Genomic DNA, 19067 nt, shown 5'->3' with positions numbered 1-19067 from the left:
CTAATAGAGTATCTGTTGAGGCCTTTTACTTTTCCCCCATAGAAACCATTTAGCAAAAATTCACCAACAAATCTACATTCTTATTGAAGTCTAAGTATAGAGCCCTCGAATAAATTCTCTACTGTCTTTACAAATAAAAGTTCCTTCTGGGGTACTTAAAACTCTCTGTAACTACTGTTAACAAAGAGTTTTTTATTTTAAGGGGGAACAAAAAGGGGAATACGATATTTGAGATTTCTAATTTGTGCTATATTCAAATATTTTCTTTTAATAGACTTACTTTGTTTTTAGTTCCGTCTTGGAACTTATGGCTCATAAATTTACTATTAAAGAGATATAGTATCTTTCTCTTTAATTTATCTTTATTTCCTTTAGACTGGCGGATCAGCAGGAGACGATCTTTAGTTTTGATATCAGAGATCTACAATTCCAACACCTCGCTAAGACGCAGACCGCACGAATATATTGTGGTAAGAATAGCTTTATGTTTTAAATTCTCCGTAGCATCCAATACCTGTTTCACCTCTTCAAGGGTAAGAAATTTCGGTAATTTATGTTCTTTGCGTTTGGGATAGAGATGTTTTAAACTGATCTGGCGGTTGAAGATTTCCTTATAAAATTTGGTAATAGTGGCGATCATTGCTTTTTGATATGATTGCCCTATCTTCATCTTGTCGACAAGCCAGACAATAAAATCTTCAAGTTGTTGTTAGGTTATATTTTCCGGTTTATGTTTGGAAGATAATTTAAGAAAATAGCTGAGATGTGAAGCGTAGGTCTTAATACTTTTCTCGGCATATCGTTGCATTCGAAGGATCACTATGAATTGATCGGTCAGATTTTCATTCATCATATAATTGCGTTTATCCAAAAATTATTCAATATTTAATCAACTAACAAACAGAATCTTAAATAAAATATATAAAAGAATAAGCGCAACATTATATATTTCGTATTGGCGCAATGCGTATATTTAAACCCTTGGAGAACTCAAGAAAAAATGAGTAAAATAACTTAATCCTATAATAATGTTTGATTTTCGTTTACAAGTATTTCACAAAGTAGCAAAACGACTTAATTTTACAAAAGCTGCCGAAGAATTATTTATTACGCAGCCAGCAGTTTCAAAACACATACAAGAAATTGAAAGTTTTCTGAAAACTAAACTTTTTGAAAGAAATGGCTCAAAGGTAAAATTAACAAAAGCAGGAATTATATTATTTTCTCATACCGAAAAAATATTTGAAACCTATCGTAATTTAGAATTTGAAATTAATTCTCTTTCTCAAAATTTCAACGGAAAATTAAGAATTGGTGCGAGTACAACAATTGCTCAATATCTTTTACCTGAAATTTTAGCATCGTTTCATAAAAAATTTGACCAACTTATCGTTTCTTTAGAAGCTAATAATACAGAACAAATTGAAATTGCGCTGCAAAAAAATGAAATTGATTTGGGTATCATAGAAGGAAAATCCAAAAAAGCCTATCTAAAATATACCGAATTTGTCAAAGACGAAATTGTTTTAGTTTCAAATAGCACAAATCCTCTCTCAAAAAGACAGAACATTACTATTGATGAGCTAAAAAACATTCCTCTCTTGTTTCGCGAGCAAGGATCAGGAACACTAGAAGTAATTGCACATCATTTAAAATCTTTGAATGTAAAAATTTCAGATTTAAAAATTGAAATGCAATTAGGCAGCACTGAAAGTATTAAAAACTATATACTTCACAGCAACACTATGGCTTTTATATCATTACATTCCATATACAAAGAACTTAGAGAAAATAAATTTACAATAATAGATGTTCAACATTTGTCTATCGAAAGGAATTTTTACTTTATCCAACAACAAGGTCAAGTTGAGGCTTTACCTGAATTATTTATGAAATTTGCCAATCATTATAACTTTAAGTAATGACGCATAACTTTTTACAATTTCCAACATATCCTTTATTTCAAGAAATTTGTACTAACAATAATATATAAAGTAAGATGGAAAATCAAAAAGGATTCAAAAATTTATTAGACAAAAGTATAACCACTAGAGAAGTGATTTTTTTATTAGCAGTTGTACTCTGCTTGTCTCCATTAATATCACCGCCGATTGCCTTACTTATGGGTTTAATAATTGCGCAATTTATTGGACATCCATATTTACATCTAAATCATAAAGCAACTCATATATTGTTACAGGTTTCTGTTGTTGGTTTGGGCTTTGGAATGAATGTTACAAGTGCATTAAAAGCGGGTAAAGAAGGTATTTTATTTACAATAGTTTCTATTATTGGAACATTAGTAATTGGTTTCTTTATGGGTAAGTTTTTAAAGATAGAAAAAAAGACTTCTTATTTAATATCAGCTGGAACAGCCATTTGTGGTGGAAGTGCTATTGCTGCTATTTCTCCTGTAATAAAGGCAGAGGAAAAACAGATATCGGTTGCATTAGGAACCATATTTATTCTAAATTCTGCAGCCTTATTTTTATTTCCTTTTATTGGGCATCAGTTAAATTTATCACAATCACAATTTGGAATGTGGTGTGCAATTGCTATTCACGATACCAGTTCAGTTGTAGGTGCAGCAAGTAAATATGGTCCGCAAGCTTTAGAGATTGCTACAACTGTTAAATTAGCACGAGCATTATGGATAATTCCTGTTGCTTTTTTATCAACTTTTATTTTTAAAAATAAAGAAAGTAAAATAAAAATTCCTTACTTTATTGGATTATTTGTTCTTGCAATGATTGCAAATACCTATATTCCTTTTGTTCAACAATACAATCATTATTTAACTAATATTGCAAAAGCAGGATTAACGCTTACCTTGTTTTTAATAGGATGTGGATTGAACAGAAAAACAATATCTTCTGTTGGATTTAAACCATTAATTCAAGGTGTAATTCTATGGGTGATTATAGCAACTGCTGCACTTTGGGCTGTAACAACTTTAACAAACTAATAAATTAAAAATATGAAAAATGAATTCAAAATTGGAATGTTAATACTATTCTTTAGTATTATTGCTACCAAAACTCAAGCGCAACAAATCTTTGACGGTAACATAAAAAATAATTCTTTAGCAATAAGTCCAACCGAAAATATTGCATTAGCATCAAACAGCGACGTAAATTTCGTAAGTGTTTATAATCTAAAATCTCATAAATTAATAAAAAAGATATTTGGATTCATTAGTCCAAGAAACATCATTTTTTCGCCTGATGGAATGAAGTTTTACATCACTGACAGCAGTACCGGATTTTTAACTGTACTGGAAACAAAGAAATTTAAAATCATTGAAAAATATGCGGTAGGCTTTGGAGCATTTGGTTCAGCAATTAGCAACAATGGTCAAGAAATTTATATTAATAATGAGGCAACAAATACCGTAACGGTAATTGACCTTTCAAGTAAATCGGTAAAAAAAATAATAACAGGTTTTGCCGAACCAAGACAAGGTATTAAATTAAACGCAACAAATACAAAGATTTACGTGACCAATTTTGCCAGCGACGCTATTTCGGTTGTGGACGCAGCAACTTTAAAAATCGATACAACTATTACTGGTTTTAGCAAAATAAGAGCTATCTCTATTACTAAAGATGGTGAAACATTATTTGCTGCTAATAGTGGTTCCAATTCCATTGCAGTAGTTAATTTAAATACAGGTATAATCGCTCAAACAATTTCTGTAGGCAAAGATCCTTATGGCGCATCATTATCTTCAGATGAAAACATTTTATTGAGTGGAAATAAGGAAGATAATTCTCTTTCAATAATTGATGTATCAACACTAACTAATATTGGAGTGATAACAGGATTTAATGAACCAAGACAAGCGATTGTTTACTCTAAAAACGGTAAAAATGTATTTGTACTAAACAAAGATTTATCTATTAGTGTAGTTAATCTTTCTGAAAAGAAAATAATATATAGTATTCAGAATTAATAAATTTCCTAAAAAAGGTAAAAGGGCTATCCACTAACAGCCGTTTCTCGCAATTGCGAATTTTGTGGTAAGTTCTCGTTTGCGTTTCGCAAGAATTTTTATCTTTAACAGAAAATAAAAAGTTCCGAACTTGGCAACTGACGAGAAGCGGCGGAACCTTAACCACTTTTTAACAACACAACTGAAAGTGAAATTTTCGCCATACATATACGAACCAGACAAAAGTATTGAGGTTTACCGAAAAATATTTTGAGGACAATCCCGAAGTTAAAAAACGTGTTGAAGAATTAGGATGATTGAATTTTATTCTAATTTGAAAGGCGAATTCATATTCGCTTTTATAAATACAGACAAAGAGTGGTTAGCTTTTACATTATTTTGTAGTTCAATTTTAGCCATTTTTTTAATAATTTTTTGGAACAAGAGAAGCAAGGATAAGATTTTAATATTTGGATACATTTTGTTTTGATATGTTTCTTTTTAGTCGGATGTTCTTTTATAATGTTATTGCTTTTATTACCAAGAACATTTGGATTATTAATGTCAATAGCAATTATTGGGTTTACTTTGATTTACTGAACACTCTATAACTGGTAGTGGTATTAGCTATTATTACAATTAGTGTACATTTCTTGAAGCAATTTTTTCGCAGATTTGTTTTTATTCTTTAATCATTTTCGCCATTTTAAAAGTCTGTATTTTTATGAATAGAGTTGAAAAAATAACCGTGAAATTAAAATAATCTCAAAAAACGATCGTTTTTCTGTAAAAAAACATAATTCAGTGAAATAAAAAGATCAGAAGTCCAACCTGATCTAAAATTAAAACGGTTAATCCTCCGCCTCAATCCCCATTTTAAAAGATTCATATTCAATGAATCCCTTAAATTTTCTCTTTCCGAGAATTCCCACTGTGAAAAGGATAAACAATCCGATCACCACTACAATACTAAATGTACTAATCATAATTTAAAAATTTATTTTGTTTTAATTAATTTGTCTCTATTATAAATATTAACGTTATTCTCAAAAGATCACTTTTGGAGAAAACTTTTTTAAACAATTTTATTGCTCAGGGTTTTCATCCGGAAAAACTGCCGGCACTAAAATACAAGCCATTTAACCTTTTGCCTTTTTGATTAATTTCTCTTTTCTATCTTTGACCTTACTAAAAGTAAGTTTGCTAAATTCCTCCAGCTCCTCTAAAAAAATCAATGCTCAAACTTCCAAAGTCAAATATTTTCTGAAAGGACATAAATTATCACTTCTCTGTAATTAATATTAATAAAGGCTTTACATATTATTTCATAACTTTAAATAAAGTTGTGATGCACTATTTATAATTTGAAGATAAATTTTCGCAATACAGTCTGTTCTGCAAGATATCGACACCCGTTAAAAACTTCTTTTAAACCAAAATATCTTGATATATGCCACAAAAAAAGCCCCTCGCAGTGCGAGAGACTTTGTCTTCGATTACGAAGGTAAGGAATACTTTAATACAAAGCAAAAGCATTGATTTTAAAATTAAAATCCACTATAACACTATTTTATGGGTCTACTATTAAGTTCTTATTTTTCTACACCTTCAGTAGTACGTTTTGTTGATCACTTGATACCATAATATTCAAATAGAAAAGATTTAAGCCTACTTCTTGACGCAATTTTACACATCCTTTTCTGTCTCTTCCATTATTTTCACCTCTTTTTTTGTATAATCAAATCTACGGTCGGTTGGAGCTGAACTTATGCTCCCTAAAATTGAAAATCGGTGAACACTACCACCGATTTTTACATTCAATTACTACATATGTAGTTCAGATGTAAATTTTTCAAAATCCTTTTTTATTTTATCGATAAATCCTTCTTTTTTGACCAATTCATCAAGTTCATTCATCAGCTTTTCCACAAGAGTTTTCATTTGATCCACTACTTCCTTATCAAGACAAGTAAACTTATGGCGCAGAATCTTATGGTATTCCAAAGTTGGAATAATTTTCAGCAGGAATCCATCAAATAAATATTGATAGCGTATCAGATCAGGATTGCCGTATAGACATAGTTGCCACAATGATTGAAAGGACAAATAATTAGGCATATAGCAAAGCTTTACAAAAATGTAGGTTCTGCAAAACGAAAGGAAGAATAAAGCGAAAAGAAAAGGTATTCCCTGATGGTTTCCGCTTTCATTTCCAACAATAGCTAAAAACTGTAAGCCATTGCCTTTTGCTGATTTATAATAACAATTCAGGTCTTGTTCCAGAATATATGGAAACTGCCAATGTGGCTCAGGATGATATTGATTAGAAGCATAAATCCTGTTTTTACCCTGCATTATGTTTGCAAAGAAATTTTGGTATTTGTATAGGTGTTGCTGAATCCAATATCGGTCGTGACTGATCAATACAAAATCATATTGTTTCCCAGATTTATTTCTGAGATAATACTGTATATCTTTCAGTTTTTCGTTACTCACATTATGAGCAATTACGAGCAGATAATAAATCTTACTATTACCGTATGTAGATTTATGAAATAGGTAAATCTCTTCTGTATTTTCAGATTTTACAATTACTTCAACCGCCTTATCAAGGATTTTATCATTCTGATGTACCAAATCATCCGCTATTTCCGTATGTATTGCAATATTACTAGTTGATTTTTTGATGTGTATTTTTAACTCTTCTAAGCGTATTTCTATCATCCTGAAAATACTTTCTTCTGCAATGCCGATGGCTTCAAAGAATTCATTATCATACATAAGTTCATCCTCACGAGCTGACATTTTTGCTTTGTCAAATAAACTGATCAGATAGTACTCCTTTCCATTTTGTTTTATAAAATATTTTTGAATCTCAGGAGCGTAGGGTATTAAATGATAAATACGCTCGTGCAGGTTTTTTGTATCAGAGGAAGATCCTTTATATAGATTTTCAAGATATTCCAAGTCATACCTAATCACCTTTTCATAGCTGAGGAAAACACTTACAAACGATTCATCCTTAATAAATTCACGGGTTTGAGACAGCAATATATTGTGATCGTTGTAAAATCTTTCCTTATAATTTTCAAACTTTTTATTAAACTTCTTCCAATTTCTGTCAATCAAAAGGTGATTTCCAAACTGCTCATTTTGATATATCAAGGCTGATGGTTTGCAGTAAAATTCGACAAAGGGATGTCCTGAATCAAACTTTTGATGGAGTTGAGTATTGTAAAATAAATGGATGTGTACTTTATGTTCAGAGTAGGCTTTTTTGATCCAGTGTTTTTGTTTTAAGTTATCAATATCCGTCTTGTGTTCCAAATGTATAATTAGATGGGAATCCTGAGAATGTATGCTTTTGTTATAAAATATCTGAATGATAATATAATTTTGGTTAAGCTGTTTGATGGCATCTTCTAAAAATTCGTTTTCGAGTTTTGAGAATAAAAGTTGATTTGAAGTTTTCATTTTATTAAATTTTTGAGTTGTGATTTTCGACATTAAAGTAGAAGTAAATAGCCTCAAGAAACACTCGGATTAAGGAGAACCACACCATTAAATCAATATACTCCTGTAATTCTTTATCTTTCTCAATTTTTAGAATATCATCAATAGTAAAATCTGGATCGCCAATCTTTTTGAGAAATTTTTGGTAGTATTCTTCGCCAGTAACAGAGAGGATACCCAGAAAAAGCTCTTTTAAATAATCATCCAAAGGAATTGAACTAATGATATAGTTTTCGGCTTGATATGAATTACTATTTTTAGTTTCCTTCAAAGGAAGGCTATTGCCAAATTCATCTATAAAATCGGTAAAACTTGAGACCAAAAATTGCAGGCAGGTAAGTAATCCGGCAATCTTTAAGCTATGTGGGTCAATATTTGGAATTTCAACATTTCCTGAAAACATTTCTTTGATACTATACTTTTGTATCAATCTAGGATATCGGTCAAAAAGTACATTTATGTCTTCACTTCCCAATTTATCCATAAGTAGATAAATACCTTTATTAAGTTCATCTATCTGCCTCTCATCTGACAACAATCTAAAAGTTATATCAACCTTTTCCATCGAGTCTATGATTCTTCCGATTGTTTTTTCTTTATCTCTCATATTAAAATTTTTTAGTGAAATAAAGTTGGTCAGTAATTGTCAGGTATCTAATGCTTTTCAAGGGATAAATTATTCTGAGGATGTGGTTTTTTTATCCTTTATTTTCTTTACGCCTCTTTCACGAATGATCTGCGCTGAATCAAGCATTTTATTAAGATGGATAAAAAGAGTAACGATATTTGTTTCAGGTTCATCAGAATATGCACCTAATGAGAAATAAACAATCTGCGTATTGAAATACTCAAATTCTTGTAGAGTAAACTCTTTAAACGCCTTTTGAAAGACAAGAAACGGATTGCGGTATTCTTCATCCGAAAGCGAACCTTGAAGTAATCTGGATGGAAACTTTGGGGGACGTTTCACTTTCCATCTTTTTGCTTCGAATTGTAATACATAACTTGCCCTAATAAATGAGCGCATACAGAGGTAATAATGAAAGATGAGCGAAGGATCATCCTTCATCAGTACTTCGCATTTCGTTGAATAGTTTATCACATCATTTAGTCTTTCTCTTACAGCGGACAGAAAATCCATCTGAAAAAATGCATCTATCAGTGTCAAACAGGAATGCTTTTGATGGCTGTCCCAGAACTCAGCTTCAAAATCTATTTTTTTCTTTTTCATAATATTTAAAGTTTTATCTTGGTACGAATTACCGTTATCCAAAGTGGATAATCAATACAGAAATTGGATATTACATCTACTGAAATGGATATTTTACAGGATAATTTTTTAACTTTACATTTCAGACGATTTAATAGAAATGGCTTTATCTTTAGGCCTTCAAAATTTGATAACCGCTATGGAACAGAAAATACATCAGGGACGAAATGTAAAACGCTTTAGAGAAATGCTGGGCATTAAGCAGGAAGCTTTAGCTCTTGACTTGGTTAATGAATGGAATCAAAAGAAAATTTCTCTGCTTGAACAGAAAGAAATTATTGAAGATCCTTTGTTGAAAAAGATTTCTGAAGTATTGAAAATTCCGGTAGAAGCTTTTCAAAACTTTGATGAAGAGCAGGCAATTAATATCATTTCAAATACATTTAACGATGAAGCATTCATAGGTAATTCAGGAGGTACTTACAATGTCAATCCATTGCAAGAAATTATCAAACTACACGAAGAAAAGATTTCTCTGTATGAAAGAATGTTGAAAGAAAAAGAAGAAATGATGGATAGGCTTGAAAAGCTTATCAATAAATAAAAATATAAGTAATTCGGGATAATTACTTTTTCATAGGAAAGGCTCAACCAAATTGGTTGAGCCTTTTTATAGTTTAAATTTAAAATTATTACTATTTAAAGTTTGGTAATAGTACCATTGTATGATTTCTTATATAATATTGAACTTGAAAATTATTCAAATCATCACATAAGTTATTTACTTTTCTCTAAAGTGAATTTTTTTGAAAAGTAAGCAATTGTACTTCCATATAATATACCCAAGAATGCTGCCACAATAACATCCGTAGGATAATGGACACCGTTGTAAATGCGACTGTATGCGACCAAAACTGCCCAGCAACCTAAAACATATTTGAGCCAATTATATTTTCTTGGTAGTAATAGGATAAGGAAAGTAGCTAAGCCAAATGCGTTGGCAGAATGAGAAGATATAAAACCATACTGACCACCTGGTCCGGCTTTGTTTAGATGTATCAAATTTTCCAGAGATGGTTCGTGTGATGGTCTCAGTCTTTTTACCGCATTTTTTATAAGATGAGATGCGCTCTGGTCACAGATCGTGATTAGAAACGCGACTGCTAAAAGGACATAAACACTTTTTCTTTTAAATTCTCTGATCAAGATAAATAGAAGAAATGCATAAAAAGGCACCCAAAATAATTTATCGCTTGCCCAATACATTATTGGGTCAAAAAATGAATTATGCTTTCCGTTGATAAACAGAAATAATTGGGTGTCGAGATCATTGATTTTTTCTAACATAAGACCTTACTTGAACGCTTTGATTTCCTGCAAACTTTGCTGCACTTCCAAGCTCCTCCTCAATTCTCAATAGTTGATTGAATTTTGAAACCCTCTCGCTTCGGCAGCCGCTTCCTGTTTTTAAATGACCTGCTCCTACAGCAACGGTAAGGTCGGCAATAGTCGTATCCTCCAACTCCACTTAAAACCCTGTAAATTGCTTATTTACAGAGTTTTATTTTTAAAGGTGCTAGTGTAGGTGCTATATTAAATTCTATTTTATTAAGAATTATCAAATAATTACCATCATACTTTGCCAATGATAACAAATCCAGCTCTCTTATTGCATTTACTTAATTAAAATAATCATATTATAACTATCAAAAAGAAATAATTTCATAATTTTGTTGTGTTGAAAACTTTTAGTAAACATATCAGCTTTATTATCTTACTATGTTTGGGCTTTTTTCTAATTCCAAGCTTAAGCTATGCTTGTGCAAAAAAAACAGCTAATACAGAACAGAAAAGTTGCTCTAAAGATCAATATTCAAAATCAGAACATAAAAGCAGATGTAAGGATAAGTCCTGTACTAAGTGCAACGATGGTCACGACTGCAACGGTAAGTGTAAACACAGTTCTTGCAAATGTAGCACTTCTTCATCTCCATTAAGTTTACCTATACTGGTAGATATAAAAACAGAAAACCACTTTGCAGAAATTAAAACGCAAAAATTCGGTTTCAAACAAACCTATTATTCTTCGGGTTACCATTCTTTTTGGCAACCGCCTAAAATAGGATAAAACTATGGCTTGTTAGCCACAGTTACGTCTTGTCGAGAACTAAATCCGGTTTTCGCAATCCTTTTATATATCTTATTAATTTTAAAATTTTCAAAATGAAGTCAATATCAAAAATATTGATGGTAATCACCGTATTACTATCAGCAGTAAACAGTTTTGCACAAATCAAAAATGCAAAAACAGAAACCGTAAAAATATATGGTAACTGTGATATGTGTAAAACCACAATTGAAAAAGCAGGAAACGTAAAAAATGTAGCCACAGTAGAATGGAATAAAGACACCAAAATGGCTACACTTAAATACGATGATAAAAAAACAAGCCAGGATGAAATACTGAAACGTATTGCTTTAGCAGGGTACGACAGCGAGAAATTTTTAGCTCCAGATGATGTATATGCTAAACTATCCGGATGCTGCCAATACAACAGAGAATTAAAACCAGTTGCAAAAGTTGAAGTTGCAAATATGGATATGAAAGCAGAACACGGTAACCACAACTCAAAAGAAATGACAACTACCCAAAATGCACCACAACTGAAAGCAGTTTTCGATAATTATTTTTCTGTGAAAGATGCTTTGGTGAAAACCGACGCAGGTACTTCATCCGCAAAAGCTTCTGAACTGATAAAAGCAATTAAAGCAGTAGAAATGACAAAACTTTCCAACGAAGAACATACCGTTTGGATGAAAGTAATGAAAGATTTAACTGCTAATTCAGAAAAAATTGCAGTAGCAAAAGATGTTACCAAACAAAGAGAAATTTTCGCTTTACTGGCTAATAATATGTACGAATTAGCCAAAGTTTCAAAACAAGAAACACCTGTTTATTATCAGCATTGCCCAATGTACAATAATGGTAAAGGAGCAAATTGGCTAAGCAAAGAAGAAGCAATTAAAAATCCGTATTACGGCTCCAAAATGCTTACTTGCGGAAGCGTACAGGAAACTATTAATAACAAATAAAACGCAATTGTTATGGAAAGTATGGAAAACCAACACGAAATACAACACAATCATAAGAATGAAAAGCATAATACTAATCATTCTTTAGCAATGTACAAACGCTTTACTGTAATGGCTGTTGCTATGTTCATAGCTATGTACTTCATTATGTATGCTATGATTGACGGCTTACAGAACCTTATCCTGAACATCAATAATTTATATATGACATTGCTGATGATTTCTGCAATGTTGATCATAGAACTATTGATAATGAAAGGAATGTATGAAAACAAAAAAATCAACTGGGCAATCATAACGGTTTCCTTTGCGATTGGCATCTTTTCTTGGTTTGGTATTCGGGAGCAATTATTTGTGGGCGATAAGGAGTTTGTAAAAGGTATGATACCGCATCACGCAGCAGCAGTATTGATGTCTGAAAAAGCTAAACTTACCGACCCCGAATTGATACAGTTACAAAAAAACATACTGGAAACACAGGCACAAGAAATCGAATTTATGAAGCATAAGCTAAATGAATTTGAAAACAAATAAATAAGATAAAGTTCTTCAATAATATCAAAAGTAAATAAAATGAAAAATATAATTTTCTCAATCATTACATTAGTAACAATTGCAACGGTAACAATTTCCTGCAATCAATCTTCAAATAAAAATAGCGACCAGCAAGCTAATGATAGCACAACAATTGCTGCAACTCCGGAGTTACAATCACCTATACACAATGATACGGTAGCAACTGTTACTTCAACGGATACGTCTTCTCAAGAGGCAGAAAAATCCGATGTGAAGCAAACTCAAAAGTTTACTATCGCACCTATAATTAAGGATTATTTGGCTTTAAAAAATGCACTTGTTGCAGATAATGACAAAACAGCTGCTAATGCAGGAAAGCAATTGTTTACTACCTTAAAAAATGTGGATATGAACGCTATCCCAGCAAATAAACATAAAGAATATATGGAAATAGCTGAAGATGCCAAGGAAAATGCAGAACATATTGGCGACAACGCAGGAAAGGTAGACCACCAAAGAGAACATTTCGCATCCTTAAGTAAAGATGTTTCCGACCTTATTACCTTGTTTGGAACTACACAAAAGCTGTATCAGGACTTCTGCCCAATGTACAATGACGGCAAAGGTGCTATTTGGATTAGCGAAGCTAAGGCAATTAAAAATCCTTATTACGGTAGCCAAATGCTTACCTGCGGTTCTGTGAAAAAGGATTTATAAAATGAAAAAAGTAATAAAGATAATTTTGGCAATAGTACTGTTTTTTTTTATTGCTATACAATTATATCAGCCTGCCCTCAATGTAAATAAGGGGCAGGTTGACAAAACCGATTTTGCAAAAGTTTATACCGTTCCGGAAAATGTGCAAAACATTTTACAAAATGCCTGTTACGATTGTCATAGCAATAATACCAAAAATACGTGGTATTCCAACATACAGCCTATGGCGTGGATGATGAAAAGGCATATTGATAATGGCAAAGAAAAATTAAACTTTAGTGAGTTTGGCAGTATTAGTAGTCGAAGGCAAATAAGTAAATTGAAAGGAATAGCAAACCAAATTAAAGACGATGAAATGCCTTTAGCTTCATATAAAATAATGCACAGCTACGCAAAGCTCTCAAAAGAGCAAAAAAGTTTGATAATGGATTGGATGAACAAAAAAGCAGACAGCCTTTCAATAGAAAATTAAAAGCAGTGGACAAAAAAAATATTAATCACCATTCTTAAAACAATCTATATTCGCAAAAAGGATTGTTGCAAATAAAATTATTTATATGGAACATCAACATACAGAAAATAAAGAAATCCATACAGGGCATGACATGAGCAATATGCAGCATGGAGCAAACCCATCAATGGGCATGGCAGGACATAACCACCATGCCATGATGATTGCCGATTTTAAAAAAAGGTTTTATGTTGTGCTCATCCTAACCATTCCAATCATGTTGCTATCAACCATGATACAACATTTTATGAAAGTTGATTGGCAGTTTGCAGGTTCGCAATACATACTCTTTGCATTGTCAACCGTTGTGTTTTTTTATGGCGGCTTTCCATTTTTAAAAGGATTGGTTGACGAAGTAAAAGCAAAGAACCCCGGCATGATGTTTTTAATCGGCTTCGCCATAACAGTTGCTTACATCTACAGCGTTGCAATTGTGTTTGGGTTACAGGGTATGGATTTCTTTTGGGAATTGGCAACCCTAATACTCATAATGCTTTTGGGGCATTGGATAGAAATGAAATCCGTTGCAGGAGCTTCAAAAGAATTAGAATTATTGGTGCAGTTAATGCCAGCCGATGCACACATGGTAATGCCAAACATGGTGCATGATGTGAAGACCGACACATTAAAAAAGAATGATATTATTTTAGTAAAGCCGGGTGAAAAAGTAGCAGCAGATGGAATAATATTAGAAGGCGAAAGTTATCTGAATGAAAGTATGCTTACAGGCGAGAGCAAACCTGTACAAAAAGTAAAAGGCGATAAAGTAATTGCAGGTGCGATCAACGGTAATGGCTCAATAAAGGTTACCGTTTCTCATGCTGCAAAAGACTCTTATTTATCGCAGGTTATAAAGTTGGTTGATGATGCACAAAAATCTAAATCACAAACGCAGCTACTGGCAGACAAAGCGGCAAGGTGGTTAACCATCATTGCATTGGTTACAGGCGTGGCCACATTTTTATATTGGTATCTCACAGGCCAATCATTGGCCTTTGCAATGGAAAGAATGGTAACCGTAATTGTTATTTGCTGCCCTCATGCTTTGGGTTTGGCAGTACCATTGGTTGTTGCAAAATCAACAGCATTATCAGCTAAGAATGGTTTACTTATTAAAAATCGTACAGTGTTTGAAAATTCAAGAAAAATAACCACTATCGTTTTTGACAAGACAGGAACATTAACTGTTGGAAGATTTGAAGTGTCAAAAATTGTATCGCTGCAAAAAGAGTTCAATGAAAATGAAATCATTCGTCTTGCGTCTGCATTAGAACAAAAATCAGAACATCCTATTGCAACAGGCATTTTGCAAAAAGCAAAAGCCCTATCGATCACCATTCCTGAAACGGAAAACTTTAATGCCATAACAGGCAAAGGAGTTGAAGCAATGGTTGAAGGCGAAAAAATATTGATAGTCAGTCCGGGATATTTAAAAGAAAATAATTTAGCAATTCCCGAAGGCTTTAATGCCAAAGACACAGAAACGGTTGTGTTTGTAATCGTAAATAATGAGTTGGCAGGTTATATTGCTTTGTCAGATGAAATTCGACCTGAAGCTGCCGAAGCAATAAAGACCTTGAAAGAAAATAATATCAAATCTATTTTACTTACCGGTGATAATAACAAGGTAGCAAAAAGTGTAAGCGATACGTTGGGCATGGATAGTTTTATTGCCGAAGTATTACCACATCAAAAATTAGAAAAGATAAAAGACCTGCAAAGCAATGGCGAATTCGTAGCTATGACAGGTGATGGCGTAAACGATGCACCAGCATTGGCAATTGCAGATGTTGGTATTGCAGTTGGAAGCGGTAGTGATATTGCAGCCGAAACCGCAGGTATTGTTTTAGTAAACAGTAACCCTAAGGATGTTGTAAATCTTATTTTATTTGGCAAAGCCACCTATCGTAAAATGATACAGAATTTAATTTGGGCTACGGGTTACAATGTAATCTCATTGCCTTTGGCAGCAGGTGTTTTGTACAAGCAAGGCATATTGTTAAGCCCAGCCGCAGGTGCGGTTTTAATGACGGTTAGCACAGTTGTAGTTGCAATCAATGCAAGTTTTTTAAAAGTAAAAAAATAAAAAATGAAAAAGATAACATTAATAATATTCATCGTTGCAACGTACACCTTTGCACAAGCACAGGATATGAAAGGTATGGATATGAGTAAAAAAGAACAGGTTCAACAGGCAACTTATACTTGCTCGATGCATCCCGAAATCCACGCCACAAAACCAGGCAACTGCCCAAAGTGTGGTATGAAATTGATAAAAGAAAAGGCTAAAACGGTAAAGCAGTCATCAAACAAAAAAAATGATGAAATGCAGATACCTCCAAAAGAGCAGCCGAAAAAGGTGGACAAAATGAACAATATGTCTATGCCAAAAGAAAAGCCTCAAACCGTAAAAAGAATTGTAAACACAAAACCTCCAAAAACAGTTCGATACGAATTATATGTAACAGATACACTAGTAAACTATGCAGGTAAAGAAAAGAGAGCCATTGCCGTAAATGGTCAAATACCTATGCCCACGTTGACATTTACTGAAGGCGATACAGCCGAAATTGTCGTACATAACCAATTAAAAGAAAGTACATCACTGCATTGGCATGGTGTGTTCTTGCCCAATAAAGAGGATGGTGTGCCTTGGCTTACACAAAAGCCAATTAAGGCGGGCGACACTTATACCTATCGTTTTCCGATTATCCAACATGGCACGCATTGGTACCACTCACATTCGGGTTTGCAGGAGCAGATCGGTATGTATGGCAGTTTTGTAATGAAAAAGCGTGAGGATGATAAAAATTTTAGAGAAGGAATTGATGATTTGCCAACCGAACCCATCATTTTAAGTGAGTGGACAAACCTTAATCCTGATAACATTAACAGGATGTTGCACAACGCCAATGATTGGGCGGCTATCAAAAAAAATGCTACACAATCTTACGCAGAAGCTATCAAAGAAGGTCATTTCAAAACAAAAGTAACCAACGAATGGAAACGTATGCTGGCAATGGATGTTAGCGATGTGTATTACGATAAAATATTAATCAACGGAAATAATGCTACCGACTTAAAAACAGTTGATGGAAAAACACTGAAAGCAGGCGATAAAGTGCGGTTGCGAATATCAAATGGTGGGGCATCTTCTTACTTTTGGTTGCGTTATGCGGGTGGTAAAATTACTGTAGTAGCCAATGATGGTAATGATGTAGAACCAGTAGAGGTCGATAGATTAATCATTGCAGTTTCCGAAACTTACGATATTGTTGTCACAATTCCTGAAGATGGTGTTGCTTATGAATTTTTAGCTACAACCGAAGACCGGACACAATCCGCAAGTTATTTTGTAGGCAACGGCATAAAGCAGTTAATTTCCCCGCTCCCTAGATTGAAATATTTTGAGGGGATGAAGATGATGAATGATATGATGAAGATGAACGGAGATCTGGATGATATGGGAATGAAAATGAGCTTGAACCAAATGGATATGAACGTAGTAATGTATCCTGAAATCACAGGAGATAGTAAGCAGAAAGAAGACCATAGCCAACACAATATGAATATGAATATGAATATGGAAAATGATCCCAACCGTTATAATGCAAATGCTTTGGGAGAAATCAAAACCCTTAACTATGCAATGTTACAATCACCGAATAGTACTTCACTTCCTAAAGATGCACCTGTAAAAGAATTAAAATTTACGCTTACAGGAAATATGAACCGCTATGTGTGGAGTATGGATAACAAAATCCTATCAGAAGTTGATAAAATCCCTGTTAAGAAAGGAGAAATTTTACGCATCACAATGTACAATAACTCAATGATGAGACATCCAATGCACCTACACGGCTTCGATTTTAGAGTTATTAATGGCAAAGGTGAAAAATCTCCCCTTAAAAATGTTTTAGATATAATGCCGATGGAAACTGACACTATTGAGTTTTTAGCAAACGAAGAAGGAGATTGGTTTTTCCACTGTCATATCCTTTATCACATGATGTCAGGAATGAATAGGGTATTTGCAGTTGACGATTATCAAAATCCAAATTTGCCTGATAAAAGGCAAGCATATAATATGTTGCAAAGAGAAAGCAATATGCCACACTTTATGGCTCAGAACGATTTTGCTACCAATGGAAATGATGGTGATGCAATGTTTCAGAATGCAAGATGGAGCTTAGGTACAGAATGGCGTTTAGGTTATAATGATATGCATGGTTATGAAGTAGAAACTCATTTAGGACGATATATTGGTAAAATGCAATGGTTTATGCCATTCATCGGTTTTGACTGGAGGTATCGTAAAATGGGTATGGATGAACACGAAACCAATTTATTTGGACAGAAAAATGAAAAAGATACACGTAGAGCCATAAGTTTAGGTTTGATGTACACTTTGCCAATGCTAGTAAACTTTCAGGCGGAAGTCTATCACGATGGTATTGTACGTCTTTCCTTAATGCGTGAAGACATCCCCATTACAAAAAGATTGAGAGCAGGTTTTATGGTCAACACCGATATGGAATATATGACAGAACTAAAATATATTATTAATAAAAATGTGGGCATTCGTACACATTATGACAGTGATATGGGATGGGGATTTGGTATTTCGATTAATTATTAATTACTAATTACGGCGAGTTATGCTGTAATGTAAAGATATTAGCACACCTTTATTTTACGTTAAAACAAAATCCATCTTTTTGAGATGGATTTTGTTGCTATAATTTACAGCAATCATTAACAATCCCTCCTTTCTTTACTTTAGATTAACTCTTCTTTTTCAAATGCGTGATGCGGTGATGAAACCATGATAATCTAAATAAAGAAAGAACTTAGTCCAGAATTTCACTAATAAAAAATACCGATGATAATCGGTATTTTATTCATTTATAGTTTAAAAAATTGTTCGAGAGTAATTTTTCTATCCTCTTTTCGTCAAAATTAAAAATTTCCTTTAGAGAAATTACAACTATTCAGAATTTTTTAGTCAATTTTAAAGTTCAGCAAATCTTTAGGAGACACATTTAAACCTTTAGCTAAGTCGATTAAAGTAGTAAAAGCAAAATTTCTTTTCCCATTTTCAATATCACTTACTGTACCTTTAGTAATTTTACTACTATTTAGCACAACCTCGTCTTGGGTAAGTCCTGATTTAATTCTTAAATCTTTAACGTGTTCACCAAATTTTTTTAGTATTTCATCTTTTAAAACATCCATTTGCTAACATTTTATACAAAGGGCGTAATTTTATTTGCAAATTTTGTTACAAGTTCTTGTAACAAATTGGAAATTTCTTATATTTGAACAAATTAGTTATAAAGGTAATTTTGTGATAGTCAAAGAAATATAGAAGCTATTGCTTTAGATTCTCGACTGGAAAACTGGCACTTTTCAAAAAGCAACGAGTTATTAAGTAAATGTGCCCACGACCTCGGCAAGGGCTCACTTATCGTTGCTCGGTATGCCAGTACCACCAGTCGGTAAGTTGAGTTCCACGCATTCTTTTTGGCAATATGTAGTGAGATAATGTTTGAATGTTGCAGATAATTCATATAAAG

At 33.0% G+C, this 19067-nt stretch carries 17 protein-coding genes and 1 pseudogene; 10 read left to right on the top strand and 8 right to left on the bottom strand.

All coding sequences use genetic code 11. The features are described from left to right. Positions 1 to 421: 421 nt before the first annotated feature. The gene (locus tag ASE55_RS13700; protein WP_157844655.1) at positions 422 to 640 is read right to left on the bottom strand and encodes a hypothetical protein; all 219 of its coding nucleotides are present in this window, start codon (positions 638 to 640) and stop codon (positions 422 to 424) included. 388 nt (positions 641 to 1028) lie between these two features. Here ASE55_RS13700 and ASE55_RS13695 point away from each other — a divergent pair, with 388 nt between their 5' ends. From ASE55_RS13695 to ASE55_RS13685, 3 genes are all read left to right on the top strand, one after another. Further along, a complete protein-coding gene (locus tag ASE55_RS13695; protein ID WP_027387422.1) occupies positions 1029 to 1922 on the top strand; it encodes a LysR family transcriptional regulator in 894 nt (297 codons plus the stop codon). A 77-nt stretch (positions 1923 to 1999) separates the two neighbouring features. Then, the gene (locus ASE55_RS13690) at positions 2000 to 2965 is read left to right on the top strand and encodes a YeiH family protein (RefSeq protein WP_027387423.1); all 966 of its coding nucleotides are present in this window, start codon (positions 2000 to 2002) and stop codon (positions 2963 to 2965) included. Positions 2966 to 2977: 12 nt separating this feature from the next. After that, complete coding sequence (locus ASE55_RS13685; RefSeq protein ID WP_202967110.1) at positions 2978 to 3952, top strand: YncE family protein; 975 nt, start codon at positions 2978 to 2980, stop codon at positions 3950 to 3952. An 830-nt stretch (positions 3953 to 4782) separates the two neighbouring features. On the opposite strand, the gene ASE55_RS20780 is transcribed toward ASE55_RS13685, so the two are convergent. The 4 genes from ASE55_RS20780 to ASE55_RS13670 all read right to left on the bottom strand — a co-directional run bounded on the left by ASE55_RS20780 (position 4783) and on the right by ASE55_RS13670 (position 8675). Next, entirely contained in the window at positions 4783 to 4917 is a 135-nt protein-coding gene (locus tag ASE55_RS20780; protein WP_262483825.1) for a hypothetical protein, read from the bottom strand. 838 nt (positions 4918 to 5755) lie between these two features. Further along, a complete protein-coding gene (locus tag ASE55_RS13680) occupies positions 5756 to 7405 on the bottom strand; it encodes a hypothetical protein (RefSeq protein WP_128414577.1) in 1650 nt (549 codons plus the stop codon). 4 nt (positions 7406 to 7409) lie between these two features. Beyond that, entirely contained in the window at positions 7410 to 8051 is a 642-nt protein-coding gene (locus ASE55_RS13675) for a hypothetical protein (protein WP_056220659.1), read from the bottom strand. A gap of 69 nt (positions 8052 to 8120) precedes the next feature. Continuing rightward, positions 8121 to 8675 (bottom strand): hypothetical protein, encoded by a 555-nt coding sequence (locus tag ASE55_RS13670; protein WP_128414576.1) that lies wholly within the window; start codon positions 8673 to 8675, stop codon positions 8121 to 8123. A gap of 178 nt (positions 8676 to 8853) precedes the next feature. On the opposite strand from ASE55_RS13670, the gene ASE55_RS13665 reads away from it, so the two are divergent. After that, the gene (locus tag ASE55_RS13665) at positions 8854 to 9258 is read left to right on the top strand and encodes a helix-turn-helix domain-containing protein (protein WP_056220819.1); all 405 of its coding nucleotides are present in this window, start codon (positions 8854 to 8856) and stop codon (positions 9256 to 9258) included. Between the two features lie 173 nt (positions 9259 to 9431). On the opposite strand, the gene ASE55_RS13660 is transcribed toward ASE55_RS13665, so the two are convergent. Beyond that, positions 9432 to 10001: a phosphatase PAP2 family protein gene (locus ASE55_RS13660; RefSeq protein WP_034762205.1), complete on the bottom strand. Its 570-nt coding sequence runs from the start codon at positions 9999 to 10001 to the stop codon at positions 9432 to 9434. Further along, positions 9982 to 10179: pseudogene (gene eno, locus ASE55_RS13655) on the bottom strand (phosphopyruvate hydratase); the annotation flags it as partial. The gene ASE55_RS13660 and the pseudogene eno, both read right to left, overlap by 20 nt. Positions 10180 to 10877: 698 nt before the next feature. Here eno and ASE55_RS13645 point away from each other — a divergent pair. The 6 genes from ASE55_RS13645 to ASE55_RS13620 all read left to right on the top strand — a co-directional run bounded on the left by ASE55_RS13645 (position 10878) and on the right by ASE55_RS13620 (position 18130). Then, the gene (locus ASE55_RS13645; RefSeq protein ID WP_056028928.1) at positions 10878 to 11747 is read left to right on the top strand and encodes a DUF3347 domain-containing protein; all 870 of its coding nucleotides are present in this window, start codon (positions 10878 to 10880) and stop codon (positions 11745 to 11747) included. Positions 11748 to 11759: 12 nt separating this feature from the next. Further along, positions 11760 to 12281 carry a DUF305 domain-containing protein gene (locus ASE55_RS13640; RefSeq protein ID WP_056012966.1) on the top strand — a complete coding sequence of 174 codons (522 nt, stop codon included), beginning with the start codon at positions 11760 to 11762 and terminating at the stop codon, positions 12279 to 12281. Positions 12282 to 12320: 39 nt separating this feature from the next. Further along, complete coding sequence (locus ASE55_RS13635; RefSeq protein ID WP_056012968.1) at positions 12321 to 12980, top strand: DUF3347 domain-containing protein; 660 nt, start codon at positions 12321 to 12323, stop codon at positions 12978 to 12980. A gap of 1 nt (position 12981) precedes the next feature. Continuing rightward, entirely contained in the window at positions 12982 to 13452 is a 471-nt protein-coding gene (locus ASE55_RS13630; RefSeq protein ID WP_056028932.1) for a heme-binding domain-containing protein, read from the top strand. Between the two features lie 85 nt (positions 13453 to 13537). Then, positions 13538 to 15577 (top strand): copper-translocating P-type ATPase, encoded by a 2040-nt coding sequence (locus ASE55_RS13625; protein ID WP_056028934.1) that lies wholly within the window; start codon positions 13538 to 13540, stop codon positions 15575 to 15577. Between the two features lie 3 nt (positions 15578 to 15580). Next, complete coding sequence (locus tag ASE55_RS13620) at positions 15581 to 18130, top strand: multicopper oxidase domain-containing protein (protein ID WP_117585817.1); 2550 nt, start codon at positions 15581 to 15583, stop codon at positions 18128 to 18130. Between the two features lie 362 nt (positions 18131 to 18492). On the opposite strand, the gene ASE55_RS13615 is transcribed toward ASE55_RS13620, so the two are convergent. Beyond that, positions 18493 to 18726: a helix-turn-helix domain-containing protein gene (locus tag ASE55_RS13615; protein WP_056028936.1), complete on the bottom strand. Its 234-nt coding sequence runs from the start codon at positions 18724 to 18726 to the stop codon at positions 18493 to 18495. Between the last annotated feature and the right edge of the window lie 341 nt (positions 18727 to 19067).

Source organism: Chryseobacterium sp. Leaf201, from assembly GCF_001421435.1.
Classification (GTDB): domain Bacteria; phylum Bacteroidota; class Bacteroidia; order Flavobacteriales; family Weeksellaceae; genus Chryseobacterium.
The sequence above is the reverse complement of the archived record's forward strand: the minus strand, read 5'-3'. Positions and strand labels throughout refer to the sequence as shown.

Bases quoted from the DNA above. Each gene is read 5' to 3' on its own strand.
- ASE55_RS13615 (WP_056028936.1), bottom strand. From the start codon at position 18,726: ATGGATGTTTTAAAAGATGAAATACTAAAAAAATTTGGTGAACACGTT.
- ASE55_RS13620 (WP_117585817.1), top strand. From the start codon at position 15,581: ATGAAAAAGATAACATTAATAATATTCATCGTTGCAACGTACACCTTT.
- ASE55_RS13665 (WP_056220819.1), top strand. From the start codon at position 8,854: ATGGAACAGAAAATACATCAGGGACGAAATGTAAAACGCTTTAGAGAA.
- ASE55_RS13700 (WP_157844655.1), bottom strand. From the start codon at position 640: ATGATCGCCACTATTACCAAATTTTATAAGGAAATCTTCAACCGCCAG.
- ASE55_RS13635 (WP_056012968.1), top strand. From the start codon at position 12,321: ATGAAAAATATAATTTTCTCAATCATTACATTAGTAACAATTGCAACG.
- ASE55_RS13670 (WP_128414576.1), bottom strand. From the start codon at position 8,675: ATGAAAAAGAAAAAAATAGATTTTGAAGCTGAGTTCTGGGACAGCCAT.
- ASE55_RS13685 (WP_202967110.1), top strand. From the start codon at position 2,978: ATGAAAAATGAATTCAAAATTGGAATGTTAATACTATTCTTTAGTATT.
- ASE55_RS13690 (WP_027387423.1), top strand. From the start codon at position 2,000: ATGGAAAATCAAAAAGGATTCAAAAATTTATTAGACAAAAGTATAACC.
- ASE55_RS13645 (WP_056028928.1), top strand. From the start codon at position 10,878: ATGAAGTCAATATCAAAAATATTGATGGTAATCACCGTATTACTATCA.
- ASE55_RS13675 (WP_056220659.1), bottom strand. From the start codon at position 8,051: ATGAGAGATAAAGAAAAAACAATCGGAAGAATCATAGACTCGATGGAA.
- ASE55_RS13680 (WP_128414577.1), bottom strand. From the start codon at position 7,405: ATGAAAACTTCAAATCAACTTTTATTCTCAAAACTCGAAAACGAATTT.
- ASE55_RS20780 (WP_262483825.1), bottom strand. From the start codon at position 4,917: ATGATTAGTACATTTAGTATTGTAGTGGTGATCGGATTGTTTATCCTT.
- ASE55_RS13660 (WP_034762205.1), bottom strand. From the start codon at position 10,001: ATGTTAGAAAAAATCAATGATCTCGACACCCAATTATTTCTGTTTATC.
- ASE55_RS13630 (WP_056028932.1), top strand. From the start codon at position 12,982: ATGAAAAAAGTAATAAAGATAATTTTGGCAATAGTACTGTTTTTTTTT.
- ASE55_RS13625 (WP_056028934.1), top strand. From the start codon at position 13,538: ATGGAACATCAACATACAGAAAATAAAGAAATCCATACAGGGCATGAC.
- ASE55_RS13695 (WP_027387422.1), top strand. From the start codon at position 1,029: ATGTTTGATTTTCGTTTACAAGTATTTCACAAAGTAGCAAAACGACTT.
- ASE55_RS13640 (WP_056012966.1), top strand. From the start codon at position 11,760: ATGGAAAGTATGGAAAACCAACACGAAATACAACACAATCATAAGAAT.